We start from the raw sequence: 18,102 nt of genomic DNA on the forward strand, positions 1-18,102 counted from the left end.
TTTGGCAATGGATGATAAAGTGAGATTGTAATCTATATAATTAAAACCGAACGGGTGAAAGCCTGGTTTCAGGTTCTTGGATCATGATGAAAGATTCACCCTCCTTGGCATGGCAACCGTTGCAGCCTGAGGTGAGGGCTCTGAATCCCAGAATAAAATCATCCTTGTTTTTCTTTGAAATCACAGCTTCCATTTCAGGAAGGGTTTCTTTCATAAAGGATTCGGCGGAGGCCGCTCTCACGGGTCTTCTTTTCAAACCGTCTTCCATTGCTTCCACAATGTGTTCTACTTGGTGATCTGCGTAAGCCCAGTTTTCATCCATCCCTGCCCAGTACAGTTCACTGTACCGATAGGAAACTTCGATCATCGTCCGACTGAAACCGCCCAATTGGTGCGCAATTTCTTCCATTTTTTCCTCGGTGTTGCCTTTGAGCCAACCCTTTTCACCGACAGCCGTGACTGCGTCATCTACGGGTTTGATTTGACAGGACCAAGCGAGCGAAGCGCCCAAAATATAGAGGATGATTTTTTTCATAAAATTATTCGTTGTTGACCAATTGGAGGGTGTGAACAGCGGCAAGTCCCGCCGTCTCTGTTCTTAACCTGCTTTTCCCCAATGAGCAAGGGAGGAAGAAATTGGAAAAAGCCAAGTCCAGTTCTGCTGGCGAGAAATCTCCCTCTGGGCCTATAAGTACAAGATAGGAATTTTTTGGTTTTGCTTTTTTAAACAGGTGTTGGTCATTTTCTTCATCTACATAAGCGATGAATCTCTCAAAGGTATCAAAGATTTTATCTTGTAACAAATCCCTTATAGGCCTGACCTCATTCAATTTAGGAACTCTGGTTTTGAGACTTTGTTTACATGCGGAGATGATTTTTTTCTCCAAACGCTCTAGTTTTAAGTGGCCTCTTTCGGAGTTGGTTGATTGCATCAGTGTGATTTCATGGACACCAATTTCCGTGATTTTCTCAACCAGCCATTCCATTCGGTCTGCATTTTTGGTCGGACAAATGGCCAAGTGGATGTAAAAATCATCCTCTGGAGTAAACAACCTTTCCTGAATGGCCAAATGGCATTTTTTGGGATTGGGGTCGATGATGACGCAAGTGAAAAGAAAGCCTTTCCCATTGGTAAAAAACACTTTGTCCCCCTTTACTTTTCGCAACACTTTAACAAGGTGTTTGGACTCGTCTGCATCGAGGTCAAAGCTGTTTCCCTGTATATTTTCATGGAAAAATAGTTGCATAGATTATATTGGTGATTGAATAGCTAAAATAAGCAATGGATTTGAAAGGTAGTGGATGGCCCCAAAAAAATCATAAAAAAAGCGCAATCTCCAAGAGACTGCGCTTTTCTACTGGACTGGATTTTTGATCCAATCTATTGTTTATCCTTTTGAGATCTCAATGGTCAAAGACTGTCCTTTGATGGTATTGGTTCTCATGACACTGATCACGTGTTCTGCATCCTTGGAAGGTACATCCACAAAAGAGAAGTTGTCAAAGATGTCAATGCCACCAATGCTTCTACCGGGAACACCTGTTTCTCCAGCGATCGCACCTACGATGTCATTTGGTCTGATACGGTCTTTTTTACCTAAGCTCAAGAAAAGTCTTGACATGTTTGGCTCTCTTTCGCTTTGCTCACGAGGGCCTCTTTCTTTTCTTGGTCCACGGCTATCAGAAGAACCTCCTCTGCTATCACCACGGCTGTCAGATCTAGAGAATCTATCTCTTCCTCTTCCAGAGTCACGCTCTCTTGAGTCTCTTCCGCCTTCTCTTCTACCGCTTCCGCCTCTTTCTCTGTCACGACCAACTTCCAATTCGAAATTCTGGTCTTTCATGTGCTTCACAGCATCTCCCATTTGCATTTTAATCAATGCAAGGGCGATTTGATCCATGGTCACGCCTTCTGCCAATATCATTCCGATTGTTTCTTCGAAGAAAGTATTGTCAGATTCTTTGGCCAAAACGCGGTGAACATCTTTCACCATCTGCGCTTTTTTCAATTCAACCAAATCTCCCACTGAAGGGGGATCCATTCTTGAAATGGTAGTTTTGATAAATCGCTCAAGATCCTTGAGGCGAAGTGTATCTTTTCTTCCGGTTACAAAACTGATGGCCATTCCTGACTTACCAGCTCTTCCGGTTCTACCGATTCTATGTACGTAATTTTCTTCGTCTAAAGGAAGGTCATAATTGAATACAACTTCCACATTTTCAACGTCAATACCCCTTGCAGCTACGTCTGTAGCCACCATCACAGAGCAAGATCCTTTTCTGAACTTGTTCATTACTTTGGTACGCTGGGCTTGCGAAAGATCTCCGTGAAGCGCTTCAGCCATAATACCTTTAGATATCAAAGCTTCTGTAACTTCATCCGTTGCTCTTTTGGTATTACAGAAAACCACACTCAATTTAAATTGATTGAGGTTCATCAACCTTGTCATCAATTCAATTCTCAATGAAGGTTTTACTTCGTAATATGCCTGAGAAACGTTTTCTACAGTCAATTCTTTCCTCAAAACCTTTACAATTTCTGGATTGGTTTGGAATTTTCGAGTCAAGTCCAAGATTGGCTTTGGCATGGTAGCGGAGAAAAAGACAGTTTGTCTTTCTTTTGGCATTTCGCTCAAGATCGTTTCGATGTCCTCTCTAAAGCCCATGTCCAACATTTCATCTGCCTCATCCAGCACAATAAGGCTGACGTGGTCTAGATTCAATGTTCTTCTTTCCATATGGTCCATGATCCTGCCGGGAGTACCAACTACGATCTGAACACCTTTTCTCAAACTCCTGATTTGTCTGTCAATCGCTTCTCCTCCATAAATGCAGGTGCTGCTGATTCCTCTTTTGTGTCGCGACAATTTCACGATTTCACCTTCCACCTGAACAGCAAGTTCACGCGTCGGGCAAAGGATCAAAGCTTGGGGTTTGTTGATAGAAGCATCCACCAAATCAATGATTGGGATGCCGAATGCTGCAGTTTTACCAGTTCCTGTTTGTGCTTGACCGATCACATCGTGTCCGGCAAGTAAAAAAGGGATGGTTTGTGCTTGAATTGGGGAAGGATGGGTATAGCCCATATCTTCCACTGCCTTTAGGATTTCGTCCGAAATCCCAAGGTCTGAGAATAATAATTCTTGTTCCATGAAGTGTTTCCTTACTTCTCTAAACCATGTATTCCTAGAAGTATCCCAAAGTAAGCGACAGTAAGGGAACCCACGGTTAGAAAAATGTTATAATTTTAATTCGGATGCAAATGTAAGTTTTATTATTTTCAATAGCAAATCTATTTCTAGAAAAATAGAATATATCTCAAGAAATGACCCTTTTTATTGAAGATAATTTGGTTTTGGGGTTGAAATGATAGAAAAAGTAATAATCATGACTGGTTTTGAATTTTCCAGCCATGATTATTTCAACTGTATTTGGCCGCAATATTGTTCACAAGGGCAATGTATTCTTCGGCAGCTTCACTCTTGGATTTGCCTGAAAAATTAGACCAGCTGTTGTATTTTGCCGCTGCGACAAAATCAAAACCGCCGGGCCTTTCAGTGTTGTTGTCTCCTTCGGTCGCTTGTTTGTACAATCCGTAGAGTTTTAATAATTCTTCGTTGCTGGGCTTACTGGTAAATTTTTTGGTCAATGCGACTGCCTCTTCCAGGGTATTTGCGCTCATAAGTAAACTATTTATAGGTTTTAAGTTTCCAAATATAGGTGAAATAGCAAATTTATCCTTACTTAATCATTGATATTAAACCCGAAATCTGTATCAGATTTCAAAATGGGGTTGAAGTGAGGGGGATTGGTTTTCGGAATGGTGAATTTTTCTTCCAGTATGGAAACAAAAAAAAACCACCGATCAATTCGGTGGTTTTTTTTAAATCAAAAGATGGTTTGATTATCTTTTGTTCATGGTCACATAATCCCTTTCGTTTGCGCCAGTGTAAACTTGACGTGGTCTTCCGATAGGTTCGTTGTTTTCTCTCATTTCTTTCCACTGGGCAATCCAGCCTGGAAGTCTTCCCAATGCAAACATCACGGTAAACATATCAGTAGGAATACCCAAAGCCCTGTAGATGATTCCCGAGTAGAAATCAACATTTGGATAGAGTTGTCTATCAATGAAATATTGATCATTGAGTGCGGCATGTTCGAGTTCCTTGGCGATTTCAAGAATTGGATCTTTAACGCCCAACTTGGCCAATACATCATCCGCTGCTTTTTTGATGATTTTAGCTCTTGGATCAAAGTTTTTGTAAACCCTGTGTCCAAATCCCATCAATCTGAATGGATCATCTTTGTCTTTGGCTTTGGCCAAATATTTCTTGGAATCACCACCATCAGCCTTGATAGCTTCCAGCATCTCAATGACGGATTGGTTGGCTCCGCCGTGCAAAGGTCCCCAAAGTGCATTGATACCTGCGGATATGGAGGCATACAAACTTGCTTGTGAAGAACCGACAATTCTCACGGTGGAAGTAGAGCAATTTTGTTCGTGATCGGCGTGAAGAATCAGCAATTTATCCAAGGCACTCGCCACAATTGGATCAACATCATACCTTTCCGCTGGAAGGGCAAACATCATTTTCATGAAGTTGGAGCAGTAGTCCAAACTGTTGTCAGGATAGTTGACTGGATGACCCACTTCATTCTTGTAGGCCCAAGCAGCGAATGTCGGCATTTTTGCAATTAACCTGATGATGCTGAGATCTACTTCGTCTTTGGATCTGTTGGGATCCAAGGAATCTGGATAAAAAGCAGTCAAGGAGCAAATCATGGAAGATAAAACGCCCATTGGATGTGCATTGGAGGGGAATCCGTCCAATATTTTTTTGATGTCCTCATGCACCAAAGTATGCGTGGTAATTTCTCTAGAGAATTTTTCGTATTCGGATTGCGTTGGCAATTCACCATAAATCAGCAAATAAGCCACTTCAAGGAATGTGGATTTTTCAGCAAGGTCCTCGATTCTGTATCCTCTATACCTTAAAATACCGAGTTCTCCATCCAAAAAGGTAATGGCACTTTTAGTGGCTCCTGTGTTTTTGTATCCCGGATCAAGAGTGATTAAGCCTGTATCAGCGCGCAATTTGGCGATATTGATGGCTTTTTCATTTTCAGTGCCCTCTACTACAGGCAATTCAAATTCTTTACCTCCGTACGATAACTTAGCAAATTCGGACATAAGTCTTATGTTTATTTATTTTGGTTTTCGATTCAATTTGGGAAACTGCAATTAATGCCCTTAAGATAGTAAAAACACCTATTATTTAAAGGATTAATATTATCAATGGCAAAAAGAGGAATGGTGATTTTATACAGCAAATCAACAATTCAGAATATTTTTTGTTACAATAAATTGATTGTAAAATAATACAAAAATGAATTTGATTTAATAATAATACATAAATTTCACTGCAAATGGATATTTCTTACCCTTTCACTCCATATTCGGAATGGAAATAAAAAAAGCCCCGAAGGGCAATTTTATTTACAAAATTCTTCAAAAACTTCAACTAAATGAGCACCGATCATTTGGGCATTTCTACCTTCGATATGGTGTCTCTCAATAAAGTGAACCAATTCTCCGTTTTTGAATAAAGCCATGGCTGGAGAGGATGGGGGATAAGGCAGTACCAATTCCCTGAATTTTTCCACCGCATCTACATCGTTTCCTGCAAATACAGTTGCCAAAACGGTTGGCTTTATGCTGCTATTTTCAAGGGCCATTTTGACCCCCGGTCTAGCGGCACCTGCAGCGCAGCCACAAACAGAATTCACCACGATAAAGGTCGTGCCTTCATGGTCGGTAAGGTGACTTTCTATGCTTTCTGCAGTCTTGAATTCTTGGAAACCGATATCGGAAAGTTCCGCACGCATCGGTGCGATTAATTGCTCTGGATACATATATATAGTGATTTATTTTAAAGGAAACCTAATTCTAATTTGGCAGCTTCAGACATCATGTCTTGGGAATAGGGGGGGTCGAAGGTCAATTCGAGCTCTACATGATTGATGCCTTCAATCTGTTCGATTTTACTTTTTACTTCAGAAGGAATGAATTCCGCGGAAGGACAATTTGGAGATGTCAAGGTCATCATAACAAACACATTGTTGACAGGATAAACGCTGATTTCATAAATCAAACCAAGTTCGTAAACATCCACAGGAATCTCTGGATCATAGACCAATTTGATGGCATTGATCACTTTTTCCTTGAGTTCTTGTGTAGGTATTTCCTGCAAATTATTTGTAGAGTCAGACATATTCTTATCAAGCGTTCAATTTGGCTGTATAAGCCAGTGCATACATTTTCATTTGTTTGATCATGGCCGCAAGTCCGTTGGACCGCTGGGTGCCAATGATATTCCCCATTCCAATTTTCTGGATGAAGTTCAAATCTGCATTAAGGATTTCTTCTGGCTTCCTTCCCGAAAGGACCCTGATCAATAGACTGATCAAACCTTTGGTAATATCGGTATTGGAATCGGCCAGAAAAACAACCTTGTTGGCATCTACCTTGGTGGTTAACCAAACTTTGGATTGGCAGCCTTTGATGATATTCTCTTCTGTTTTTTCTTCCTCTGGAAAATCAGGAAGTTGTGCGCCCAATTCCATGATATAAAATATCGTGGATTCGCGATCCTCTCCAAGTATGCTGAATTCTTCTATGATTTCGTTTTGGGCTTCCTGGATGCTTTTCATTTGTTTTTGATTTTCGCTATTTTAGCTACACTTTCTACAAGCTTGTCAATTTCAGATTCGGTATTGTAAACAGCGAAGGAGGCTCTAACAGTTCCCTCGATCCCCAAACGTTTTATCAAAGGTTGGGTACAGTGGGTTCCGGTTCTGACTGCAATGCCATTTGCATCCAACATCATCCCGACATCAAAAGGATGCATGTCCTTGATATTGAAGGAAATCACACTGACTTTTTCTTTTGCGGTCCCTACCGGGACAAACCCTTTGATCTCCGCCAATTTTTCGGTGGCGTATTCCAGTAACCTGGTCTCATGGGCAAGAATATTTTTTTTGCCCAAACCAGAAATGAATTCCAATGCTTTTTGGAAAGCAATCACGTCCGCAATATTGGGCGTGCCTGCTTCGAATTTGAAAGGCAAAACATTATAAATTGTCTTCTCAAAACTGACTTCCTTGATCATTTCTCCACCACCTTGGTAAGGAGGCATGCTTTCCAGCAATTCCCTTTTTCCATACAATATTCCCAGACCTGTTGGTCCATAAAGTTTGTGGGCAGAAAAAGCCAAGAAGTCGCAATCGAGGTCTTGCACGTCGATTTCCAGATGACTCGTAGATTGTGCGCCATCCAGGAGTACCTTCGCACCGACAGCGTGTGCTTTCGCAATAATTTCTTTGACTGGATTGATGGTGCCCAAAGTATTTGAAGCATGAACGATACTGACCAGCTTTGTTTTGTTGCTGAGCAATTTCTCGTATTCCTCCATCAGTATTTCCCCATTGTCTTTGATGGGGATTATTTTCAAGAGCGCACCTTTTTCATCGCAAAGCATCTGCCAAGGCACGATATTGGCGTGGTGTTCCAGCGTTGAAATGATGATTTCATCCCCTTTTTCGATAAATTTTCTCCCAAAAGTGGATGCAACCAAATTGATGCTTTCGGTGGTCCCTTTGGTGAAAATGACTTCAGCCGCTTCTTTCGCATGGATGAAATCCCTGACCAAAGCCCTGGTATTTTCGAAATACCCCGTAGCCCTGTCTGCCAAAGTGTGTGCGCCGCGATGGATATTGGAGTTGTCTTTGTAATAATATTCCGTCAAAGCTTCTATCACACTGATGGGCTTTTGTGTGGTAGCAGCATTGTCCAGATAGACCAAAGGTTTTCCGTTTACTTCTTGATGAAGTACAGGGAAAAGTGCTCTGATATTTTCAATATTTATCGACATGTTTGTGGTTTTAAAAATTACTCCCCAATCTTTCTTGTACAAGATGAAGGCAATAATCCTTGAATGAGTCTACAGCAATGTACTCGAGAACTTCTCCTGCAAAGGCAAATAAAAGCAGTCCTTTTGCATTTTCTTTCCCAATGCCTCTGGCTTGGAGGTAAAACAAAGCTTCCTCATCAAGCTGGCCAGTGGTACAACCGTGAGAGCATTTTACATCATCTGCCCAGATTTCCAGCTGTGGCTTGGTATTCACAATAGCATCTTCGGAAAGAAGGATGTTGTTGTTCTGTTGAAAGGCATTTGTTTTTTGTGCGTCCTGACGGACAAATATTTTCCCGTTGAAAATGCCTCGGGAACTGTCTGCCAAAACACCTTTGTAGAGTTCATTGGATTGGCAATGGGGTTTTGTGTGGTCCACATTGGTGTGGTTATCTACATGGGTTTTGCCATTGAGAAGGTACAATCCGTACATATTCCCCTCGCAACCAGTGTCCAAAAGATTTAGGCTGAGATTATTTCGAACCAGGTCTCCAGCCATCGAAATGACGACTGACGTGAATGTGGCGTCTTTATGGATGTCCACCTCAAAGTTATTGACGGAAATTGATTTCCTGTTTTCATTCTGAAATCTGCAGTAATGCACATGGGCATTTTGTCCCACTTTGATTTCAGTCACAGGATTTGAAAAATAGGATTCCTCATCGAGGGAAATGGTATTTTCCAAAAACTTCACTTCGGCACCGTCTTCGATTTCAATCAAAAGCCTAGGTGTGATAACCTCTCCTTTATTTGCTTGGTTGAAATAAAGAAAAAGTATGGGCTGTTCAATTTTTTGGTTTTTCCCTACCTTTATATAGATACCATCTTCGAAGAAAACATTGTTCAAGGCCACAAAAGGATCCTTTTCGGTTTTTGCGATTTTGCCCAAAAGTTCTGGCTGGTTTTCAGAAAGTGTTTCAAATGTATAGCCTTTTTTGGATACGGAAGAAACGGACGGGTCAAAAACCCCATTGTTGAAAACAACCAGATCTCCATTAAATCCCTCAAAAATGTGGGGTTTAATCTGTTCTTGGGTAAGTGGGATATTCTCGGCAGTGGAAAAACGCGAGATGCTTTGCTCCAGCTTTTTGCTGATGGCTGTGAATTTGTATTCCTCTTCTTTGAGTGCAGGAAGACCTTTCTCCTTCAAGAATTCAAGGCCTTTTGCTCTCAATGCTGAGAAATCTGTATGTGAAACCACATGATCCAAAAAGAGATCTGTGGATTTGTTACTTTTGATAACAGTCATGGTTATTGATTAGATGGGTGAAAAAAGGATTGTTTAAACCGCAGTGGAATCTGCTTCTTCCTTGATCCAGTCATATCCTTTTTCTTCCAACTCCATCGCCAATTCCTTTGTTCCAGATTTTACGATCCTTCCATTATAAAGGACGTGAACGAAGTCAGGGACGATATAGTCCAGCAATCTCTGATAATGGGTGACGACAATGGTCGCTTTTTCCGGTGACCTGAGTTGGTTGACGCCATTCGAAACTATTCTCAAGGCATCAATGTCCAATCCTGAATCCGTTTCATCCAAAATGGAAAGGGATGGCTCCAGCATGGCCATTTGAAATATTTCGTTTCTTTTTTTCTCCCCACCGGAAAAACCTTCATTCAGGGATCTGCTCAGTAGTTTTTGGTCGATTTCCACCAATTTCATTTTTTCCTTCATGATGGAAAGGAATTTCACGGCATCCAGTGCTTCCAAACCCCTGTACTCTCGGACCTGGTTGACAGCAGTTCTGAGAAAGTTGGTGGAGCTCACTCCTGGTATTTCTACTGGGTATTGAAAAGCAAGGAAAACACCTTCTCTGGCGCGGTCTTCCGGGCTCAACTCCAAAAGATTTTTACCCATGAAGATGACTTCACCTTCGGTGACTTCGTATTCTTCCCTTCCTGCCAAAACAGAAGCAAGAGTGGATTTACCGGATCCGTTTGGTCCCATGATTGCATGGACTTCGCCTGGTTTTACTTCTAGGTTAATACCCCTTAAGATGGGAGTACCTTCAATAGAGGCATGCAAATTTTTTATAGAAAGCATTTTATTGATTTTGATTTGAAATTAACACCCCGCATGAATTCGGGAAAATCTAGTTAAATGAATAGTCGAGGATTTCTCCTTCGGGAAAGGTTTTTAACCTACACTACCTTCCAAGGTTAGGGCTAGAAGCTTTTGGGCTTCCACAGCAAATTCCATTGGCAATTGGTTCAAGACCTCTTTGGCGTAGCCATTCACGATCAATGCTACCGCATCTTCAGTGGCGATGCCTCTTTGGTTGCAATAGAAGAGTTGATCTTCACCGATTTTGGAAGTGGTCGCTTCATGCTCCACTTTTGCACTCGGATTTTGGATATCGATGTATGGAAAGGTATGGGCCCCACATCTATTTCCCATTAAAAGGGAGTCACATTGGGAAAAGTTTCTCGCGTTTGTTGCACGCTTCATTACTTGAACCTGACCTCTATAGGAATTCTGTGAGTGTCCCGCGGAGATGCCTTTGGAAACGATTCTGGATTTTGTGTTTTTCCCGATGTGAATCATTTTGGTACCCGTATCGGCTTGCTGGTAGTTGTTGGTGACGGCTACGGAATAGAATTCACCGATTGAGTAATCCCCTTTCAGGATACAAGAAGGATATTTCCATGTCACAGCAGAACCAGTTTCCACTTGTGTCCAAGAGATTTTGGAATAATCACCTGCACAAATCCCTCTTTTGGTCACGAAATTATAAATTCCTCCAACGCCTTCTTTATTTCCTGGATACCAGTTTTGAACGGTTGAATACTTCACCTCGGCATGTTTGGCGGCATAAATTTCCACCACAGCGGCATGAAGTTGGTTTTCGTCTCTTTGGGGAGCCGTGCATCCTTCCAAATAGGATACATATGAATTGTCTTCGGCGATGATCAAGGTTCTCTCAAATTGGCCGGTGTTGGCTGCATTGATCCTGAAATAGGTGGAAAGTTCCATTGGGCATCTGGTGCCTTTTGGAATATAACAAAATGAACCGTCGGAAAATACAGCGGAGTTTAGCGCTGCATAATAGTTGTCCGTCATCGGAACCACCGAACCCAAATATTTTTTGACGAGTTCCGGATGTTCTTTAACAGCCTCACTGAAAGAGCAAAAGATCACGCCCAATTTGGAAAGGGTATCCTTGAAAGTGGTTCCTACGGAAACAGAGTCCAAGACCACATCCACGGCAATGCCTTGCAATTTTTTTTGTTCGTTTAAAGAAATACCCAGTCTTTCGTAGATCTGAAGCAATTCAGGATCTATTTCGTCGAGACTTTTTGGTTTGTTTGACTGCTTTGGAGCAGAATAGAATTTCAGGGATTGTAAATCTATTTTTGGATAGTGGACATTGGCCCATTTGGGTTCGTCCATTGCCAGCCAAATTTTATATGCCTTAAGCCTCCAGTCTAAGAGCCATTGGGGTTCTTCTTTTTTTGCAGAAATCCATCGGATGGTATCTTCTGTTAAACCAGTTGGGGCTTCGTCAACTTCAAGATTTACCGACCAGCCGTGTTCGTATTCCTTTGAAGTTAAATCCTCCAGTATTTGATTGTCTTTGCTCATGTGGTTGAGTTATTTAGACTAATTACAGTTTGTAGTGCGAAGATACAACATTAATCCAAATTATATTGTTCAGTACTGTCGGAAAAAACCTTTTCCAAGCAAAAATATCCTTGATTGGACGCGATCAGTTGAATAAATCAAAAAAAATCCGTTAGCCTCAAAAATCTTAACGCTAACGGATTCGTGTAAATTAATATTTAAATACTTATAAAAATTCTTTATTTAGATTTAATCTAAAGTAAAATTTATTACTTCAAATCTTTTTCAAAGAATTGGATTGGGCGATTGATACTCTCTTCAAGGACAATCAAGGTTTCTGTCCGGTCTATCCCATCCACTTTCTGAATATTATCCAAAACAGTACGCAGATGATTGGTGTCCTTGCAGATGATTTTTGCAAAAATACTGTAGTTGCCGGTGGTATAATATGCATTGATGACTTCAGAAATCTGTTTGAGGTTTTCGATGACATTGTCATAAAGGGAGCTTTTTTCCAGATAAATTCCTAAAAAAGCAGAAATGTCATAACCCAACTTTGAGAAATCAATGTTCAAAGTTGCACTTTTGACGATGCCCATTTCTTCAAGTTTTCGCATTCTGACATGGACTGTGCCGGATGAAACGAAAACCTTTTTGGCGATTTCGGTATAAGGTGTTTTTGCATCATCATTTAGTAGTGAAATTATCTTGAGATCGACATTGTCAATATCTAAAATTTTGTCCATTTTTTCGGGGTTAAATTAGGGGGTTGTTAATGAATGTGACGTCAAATTATGAAATACTTAAAATAATGCAAAATATTTTTTTCAATTTGTAATTTAGAGAAAAATGCATTTACTTTGGTGCCGTAGAATTAATAGTTAATTTTATTTGGTGATTGTAAAGAGTTGTCAAATAATTGATTGAAAAAATAGGATTCCATTCTAAAATCAGTCATTTAAAAATTCAAAACTTTTAATCTCTAAAGTTATATTTGGGTTTATATTCTGAAAAGGGTCTTGCTTTTAGCAAGACTTTTTTGTTTCTAAAGGTTTAAGAAAGAGGAGCCAGCGTATTTTTTGAGTATTGTTTTTATAACCAATTGGGTGCTGAGACACCCAAATATGCCGCTGTGGCGATTTTCACCCAATTGCCATCTGTATTCTGGGTCAATCAAATTTTGATACAAATCCATTTCATGCTTTCTTTATCCGTATTTCTTAGGGATTTTTTTGAGCGGTTAGGAAGGTTTTCGAAATAACCCTATTTTTATTGCAACCAACCTCTTAATGTAATGAAGAAATATTTATCCGTATTTACCCTCTCGGTTTTTTCCGTAATGGGAGCAAGTGGACAGGATTACGGCCTTTCGCCAATGAAAATTTGGCCTGAGAACAATGAGCAATCAACCTTCTATACCGTCGCAGGAGAACGGCATGGCCAATCATTTTTTAAAAAACACAAATTCCCTGAAGTGGAATATGTGCCAAAAGACCAATTGACTTTTGATATTTACCACAGTCCGGATGTCATGTACCATTGGTTTATCAAATGGGCGGAACAATTCCCCGATATCACGGCACTTTATGAAGTGGACAAATCCTATGAGGGTAGACCGATCCTCCAAATGACGATAACGAACAAAAAAACAGGAAAGGATACAGATAAACCAGCCGCCTATTTCGAAGGAGGTCGGCATGGGGGCGAAGTCACCAGCAGCGAATCTGTCCTTTGGCTGGCTAAGCACCTGCTCGAAAATTATGGGAAGGATCCTGAAATCACAAAATTGATCGATTCCAAGACCATTTATCTAAGACCACAAAACAACCCTGATGGTTCCACGATGTATCTCAATACCGAACAACGAAACAGAAGTACCGTTCGGCCCCATGATGAGGATGGTGATGGGCTTTTGGATGAGGATCCGGAGGAAGATTTGAATGGAGATGCTGTCATTCACAACATGAGAAAAAAGGCTGTCACCGAAAAAGAGAAAGAAGAAGCCAATTATATCCTCGATCCTAGGGATCCATCTGGAAGATTGATGAAAAGGGTGTTGGACGGAAAAGGAGACTGGTTGCTTTTCACCGAAGGGATCGATAATGATGGTGATGGAAAATACAACGAAGACGGTATAGGTGGATTGGATCTGCACAGAAATTATCCGGAAAACTGGAGACCCGATCGAAATGGAGACCTTACTGGGCGTGGGTATACACAAGGTGGAGCGGGAGAATTTCCCTTGAGCGAGATAGAAACCCGTTCGACGGTTTTGTTTCTTCTATCCCATCCCAATATATCGGTGGTGAACTCGCTGGATACAAGGGTTCCCATGCATTTAAGGCCACCTTCCACCTCCTCCGGAGCTGAAAGTATGTTTCCAAAGGATTTGGCGATTTACGAAAGATTGGACAGCTTGGGTATTACCATTACTGGATATCCTTGGGCAGGTGACGTGTATGAAACTTACAGCACAAGGTATAAGGTGAATCGGGTCACGGGTGATCCTTTGAAGCCAAGCCCTTTGTTTGGGCATGGGCCTGACTTCGGATATTTTTATTATGGATCGATTTGGTACGGCGATGAACTCTGGAACAACGGTGCCATGAAGGATTATGACGGAGATGGCGTTTATGATGATTATGATGCCTTGCGTTGGGATGATGAAGAAAACAAATCCAATGGATTCAAGAAATGGGAAAAATTTGACCATCCTCAATTGGGAGAAGTCGAAATCGGTGGTTTCCACCCCAAATTCTTCTCGCAAAACGGTCCGCCTTGGCAGTTGGAAGGTTGGATCAAAAAACAATCCCTGTTCAATTTGGCCATGGCTAAGGAACTGCCGCAAATCGAGCTTGAAAAAGTTGATGTCAAAAAGGGCAGCAATGGAATGTATCAAATAGATGTCACTTGGACAAATTCAGGTAAACTACCCGTCGCACTTGAACAAGCCAAAAGGGTGAAAATCGTACAGGAAGACCGGCTGATGTTGGAATTTGACAAGGAGCTTACCAAAGGTTTTGAAAATGCAAAAGTCCAGATCACCAGTCCAGAGCTGTATGAAAAAACGATTTATACAGGATATACCGATCCAGGAGAGACCAAAACAGCTTCGTTTACCGTGAAAATCAATCAAAAAGAACCTGTAAAAGCAAAATTAAAGCTGCTTTCCACCCGCGGGGGATACGTTGAAAGAGAAATCATACTCGGGAATTGAATTTAAGTCAATAGAACGATTATTTAACCAAACAAAAAGTCCAGGGTCTTACCTTGGACTTTTTGTTTTTGAGCCTTTTTAAAAACAAATTGCCCCATTGGTATAAAAGCTTATGCTTCACAAATTCATCTTTTATTAATTGCAACAAACAAATGCATTTTGACATGATCAGGATAAAAACCCTATTGACATTACTACTGATATTTTCTTTGCTGGAGGTCAAGGCCCAGCAAAAAAGAGCTTTGACCCATGAGGATTATGATGGTTGGGAGACCTTGTCATCCGATAAAATTTCCAAAAACGGCCAATGGGTTGGATATGAAATCAATCCGCAGGAAGGCGATGGGCGTTTGGAAATTGTTTCCCACAGCAATCCCCTCACCAAATACAACATTCCAAGAGCCAACAGATGGTCGATTTCCAATGACAATCGCTTTGTGGTGGGTAAGATTGCCGCTCAAAAAGATTCTGTGAAACTTTTGAAACTCAAGAAAACCAAAGCCGACGATATGCCCAAAGACAGTTTGTTTGTGCTGGATCTTGTATCCGGCAAAACAGAAAAATTGGCTAGGGTGAAATCCTTTGCTTTGCCTGATAAAGAAGGCAATTGGCTCGCTGTTCATTTTGAAAAAGAATTGCCGGTAAAAGCAGAGAAGAGGGCAGAGGGTGATACTACTGCTATGGAATCCGCAACAAAAGTAAACCCCAAGAAAACCGATGGATCCAAGCTTCTGGTCAGGAGTCTAGATGGTGAAAAGACTTATGAGTATGAAACGGTCAAGAATTACGGGTTTTCCGAAAATGGGGATTTTCTTTATTACGTAAAAGCAACCGAAGACACTTTGAAGAATGCAGGCATTTTCTTGTTGGATCTGAAATCGGGTATTTCGAAGATCATTGATCTCAACAAGACGGATTATTTCACGCCAGCATTTTCCAAAACAAACAAGTTCTTGACTTTTTTAACCACAGAAGATTCCCTGAAGTCAAAAAAACCCTACTATGATCTTTACCTTTTTGACATTGCCAAAGGGGATCTTGCAAAAATTGCGGACAAAAAGACTTCTGGATTATTGCCAAACGGAATGGTCAGCAAAACAGGAAGACTTTATTTTTCCGAAGATGAAAACAGGCTTTATTTTGGCGCCAGTCCCGGTTACCAAGAATTTGCCTATGAAGAGGACACCATGCTTTTGGACGAGGAAAGGGTCAGTTTGGATATTTGGGGATGGCAGGATGCAGAAATCCAGCCCATGCAATTGGTCAATAAAAACAGGGAAAAAGACAGGTCCTACCTTGCCGCATACCGCATCAAGGATAAAAAGATTATTCAAATCGGTGATGAAAATATCTATCAGATCTATCTGGACAGGAAGGCAAAACACAAAATCGCTTTGGCGACAAATGATAGTCCCTATCGGAGAAACTTCAGTTGGGATATTCAGATCGGAAGGGATTTGTATCTCGTAGATCTGGAGACCGGAAATAAATCCTTGATCAAAAAGGAAGTCTCCGGGAATGCACAACTTTCCCCAGGAGCAAAATATGCCTATTGGTATGACAATATGGATAGTTCATGGGTGGTCTATGACATTGCTGCGAAAACCTTCAGCAATCAGACAAAATCCTTGGCTGTCGATTTTCACGACGAACTCCATGATTCACCTTCCTTGCCGGGAAGCTATGGCAATGCAGGTTGGATGGCCGATGACAAAGCCTTCCTGGTTTATGACCGATTCGATATCTGGAAACTTGATCCTTCGGGCAAGGAAGCTCCTTTGAACATGACTAAAGGGGAGGGAAGAAATCAAAAAATTGTATTCAGGAGACAAGTTTTAGACAGAGAGGAGGAAGGTATCGACCCGAAGGAGCCTTTGATCTTGTCGGCTTTTCATGAGGAAGACAAGAGAAGCGGGTTTTTCAAGGGTGATTTTACAGGGAAAAAATCTCCGGAAAAGCTACTTTTAACCGATCATCGGTATTTTGGATTGACCAAAGCTGAGGAGGCGGAAAAGCTGATTGTTCGAAGATCCACCTATTTGGAATCTCCGGAAATCTTTGCCACCGGGATGAATCTTTCCGATTTCAGCCAACTGTCGACGACCAATCCACAGCAGAGTTCTGTGAATTGGGGAAATGTGGAATTGGTCAATTTCCTGGCCAATGATGGTGTTCCGCTTCAGGGTTTGTTGTTCAAGCCGGAGAATTTTGATCCAAACAAAAAATATCCGTTGATGGTCTATTTCTACGAGCGGAATTCGGATGGATTGCACAATTACCGTTCTCCAGCACCGAGCGCTTCGACGATCAATATCCCTTATTTTGTCAGTAACGATTATCTGGTTTTTGTACCGGACATCAAATACGATCTGGGTTTGCCGGGGCCGAGTGCCTACAACTGTATCATTCCAGGCGTGCAAGCCATCGTAGCCAAAGGATATGTGGACACCGAGAATATGGCGATTCAAGGTCAGAGTTGGGGTGGCTATCAAGTGGCTTACCTCATCACCAAAACCAATATGTTCAAGGCTGCAGGAGCAGGAGCGCCGGTGGTCAACATGACTTCCGCTTACGGGGGAATCCGATGGGGAACAGGCATGAGCCGAATGTTCCAATATGAGCAGACCCAATCCAGGATTGGAGGAACACTTTGGGACAAGCCGCTTTATTACATCGAGAATTCACCGCTGTTCTTTATGGACAGGGTCAAAACCCCCGTCTTGATCATGCACAACGATGCGGATGGCTCCGTGCCGTGGTATCAGGGAATTGAGATGTTCATGGCCTTGAAAAGACTGAACCAACCCGCTTGGTTACTTCAGTACAATGGTGAGGACCATAATCTGAAGGAAAGAAAAAACAGGAAAGATTTATCCATCAGGCTGTCACAGTTTTTTGACCATTATTTAAAAGGAGCCCCAGCACCACTTTGGATGACCCAGGGATTGCCGGCTGTTGAAAAAGGAAGAACCTTGAAATATGAATTGGGGGAAAGTATTGATTAAACCCGAATTCTAAGACATTGGAAAAGTAACGTTAATGCGCTAACTTTTGGTTGCAGCATGAAAGCCTATGCATCGAATGGTGATTTTATCCCTTCCCGAATTCTGGTAGAAATGTTCAACCCCAATCTTTAAGGTCAGGGTTTTTGAAACGTTAATTGGTGACCATGTTTTGTTATGGATCCCGTATGGAATAATCAAATCAAATATACATTTCTCTTGCTGCTTTTAATCAAAACCAAAAATAAGATGAAGCAGAAAAAGTTTGAAAGTATGGCTGTTGTCAATCCTTTTGCCGCTGGAATTGATGTAGGCTCTAAAAGCCATTTTGTTGCGGTGGGGCAAGATCCA

The 18,102-nt window shown here is 41.4% G+C and carries 15 protein-coding genes; 2 read left to right on the forward strand and 13 right to left on the reverse strand.

Annotated features, from left to right (window positions below):
* Window positions 1-40: 40 nt before the first annotated feature.
* The 13 genes from F824_RS0124180 to F824_RS0124250 form a co-directional block, all read right to left on the reverse strand.
* Window positions 41-535 carry a hypothetical protein gene (locus tag F824_RS0124180; protein WP_019600526.1) on the reverse strand — a complete coding sequence of 165 codons (495 nt, stop codon included), beginning with the start codon at window positions 533-535 and terminating at the stop codon, window positions 41-43.
* Window positions 536-539: 4 nt separating this feature from the next.
* Window positions 540-1,247, reverse strand: a complete 708-nt coding sequence (locus F824_RS0124185) for a 16S rRNA (uracil(1498)-N(3))-methyltransferase (RefSeq protein ID WP_019600527.1) — start codon at window positions 1,245-1,247, stop codon at window positions 540-542.
* Window positions 1,248-1,388: 141 nt separating this feature from the next.
* The gene (locus tag F824_RS0124195; protein WP_019600528.1) at window positions 1,389-3,152 is read right to left on the reverse strand and encodes a DEAD/DEAH box helicase; all 1,764 of its coding nucleotides are present in this window, start codon (window positions 3,150-3,152) and stop codon (window positions 1,389-1,391) included.
* Window positions 3,153-3,421: 269 nt separating this feature from the next.
* Window positions 3,422-3,682 (reverse strand): acyl-CoA-binding protein, encoded by a 261-nt coding sequence (locus F824_RS0124205; RefSeq protein ID WP_019600530.1) that lies wholly within the window; start codon window positions 3,680-3,682, stop codon window positions 3,422-3,424.
* A gap of 222 nt (window positions 3,683-3,904) precedes the next feature.
* Complete coding sequence (locus F824_RS0124210) at window positions 3,905-5,191, reverse strand: citrate synthase (RefSeq protein WP_019600531.1); 1,287 nt, start codon at window positions 5,189-5,191, stop codon at window positions 3,905-3,907.
* A gap of 302 nt (window positions 5,192-5,493) precedes the next feature.
* The gene (locus F824_RS0124215) at window positions 5,494-5,913 is read right to left on the reverse strand and encodes a BrxA/BrxB family bacilliredoxin (protein WP_019600532.1); all 420 of its coding nucleotides are present in this window, start codon (window positions 5,911-5,913) and stop codon (window positions 5,494-5,496) included.
* 17 nt (window positions 5,914-5,930) lie between these two features.
* Window positions 5,931-6,272 carry a DUF59 domain-containing protein gene (locus F824_RS0124220; RefSeq protein WP_019600533.1) on the reverse strand — a complete coding sequence of 114 codons (342 nt, stop codon included), beginning with the start codon at window positions 6,270-6,272 and terminating at the stop codon, window positions 5,931-5,933.
* A gap of 7 nt (window positions 6,273-6,279) precedes the next feature.
* Window positions 6,280-6,711, reverse strand: coding sequence for a SufE family protein (locus F824_RS0124225; RefSeq protein ID WP_019600534.1), 432 nt, complete (start codon window positions 6,709-6,711; stop codon window positions 6,280-6,282).
* Complete coding sequence (locus tag F824_RS0124230; protein WP_019600535.1) at window positions 6,708-7,931, reverse strand: cysteine desulfurase; 1,224 nt, start codon at window positions 7,929-7,931, stop codon at window positions 6,708-6,710. Before F824_RS0124230 ends, F824_RS0124225 begins: the two co-directional genes overlap by 4 nt.
* 10 nt (window positions 7,932-7,941) lie before the next feature.
* Window positions 7,942-9,219, reverse strand: coding sequence for a Fe-S cluster assembly protein SufD (sufD, locus tag F824_RS0124235; protein ID WP_019600536.1), 1,278 nt, complete (start codon window positions 9,217-9,219; stop codon window positions 7,942-7,944).
* Window positions 9,220-9,252: 33 nt separating this feature from the next.
* Window positions 9,253-10,014, reverse strand: coding sequence for a Fe-S cluster assembly ATPase SufC (gene sufC, locus F824_RS0124240; RefSeq protein WP_019600537.1), 762 nt, complete (start codon window positions 10,012-10,014; stop codon window positions 9,253-9,255).
* 93 nt (window positions 10,015-10,107) lie between these two features.
* A complete protein-coding gene (gene sufB, locus F824_RS0124245; RefSeq protein ID WP_019600538.1) occupies window positions 10,108-11,553 on the reverse strand; it encodes a Fe-S cluster assembly protein SufB in 1,446 nt (481 codons plus the stop codon).
* Between the two features lie 248 nt (window positions 11,554-11,801).
* Window positions 11,802-12,278 carry an Lrp/AsnC ligand binding domain-containing protein gene (locus F824_RS0124250; RefSeq protein WP_019600539.1) on the reverse strand — a complete coding sequence of 159 codons (477 nt, stop codon included), beginning with the start codon at window positions 12,276-12,278 and terminating at the stop codon, window positions 11,802-11,804.
* A gap of 548 nt (window positions 12,279-12,826) precedes the next feature.
* On the opposite strand from F824_RS0124250, the gene F824_RS0124260 reads away from it, so the two are divergent.
* Together F824_RS0124260 and F824_RS0124270 are read left to right on the forward strand one after the other, a co-directional pair.
* Complete coding sequence (locus F824_RS0124260) at window positions 12,827-14,749, forward strand: M14 family metallopeptidase (protein WP_019600541.1); 1,923 nt, start codon at window positions 12,827-12,829, stop codon at window positions 14,747-14,749.
* A 164-nt stretch (window positions 14,750-14,913) separates the two neighbouring features.
* Window positions 14,914-17,754: a S9 family peptidase gene (locus F824_RS0124270; protein ID WP_033405690.1), complete on the forward strand. Its 2,841-nt coding sequence runs from the start codon at window positions 14,914-14,916 to the stop codon at window positions 17,752-17,754.
* The last annotated feature ends 348 nt before the right edge of the window (window positions 17,755-18,102 follow it).

It is taken from the genome of Rhodonellum psychrophilum GCM71 = DSM 17998 (genome assembly GCF_000381545.1).
In the GTDB taxonomy this organism is placed as follows: domain Bacteria; phylum Bacteroidota; class Bacteroidia; order Cytophagales; family Cyclobacteriaceae; genus Rhodonellum; species Rhodonellum psychrophilum.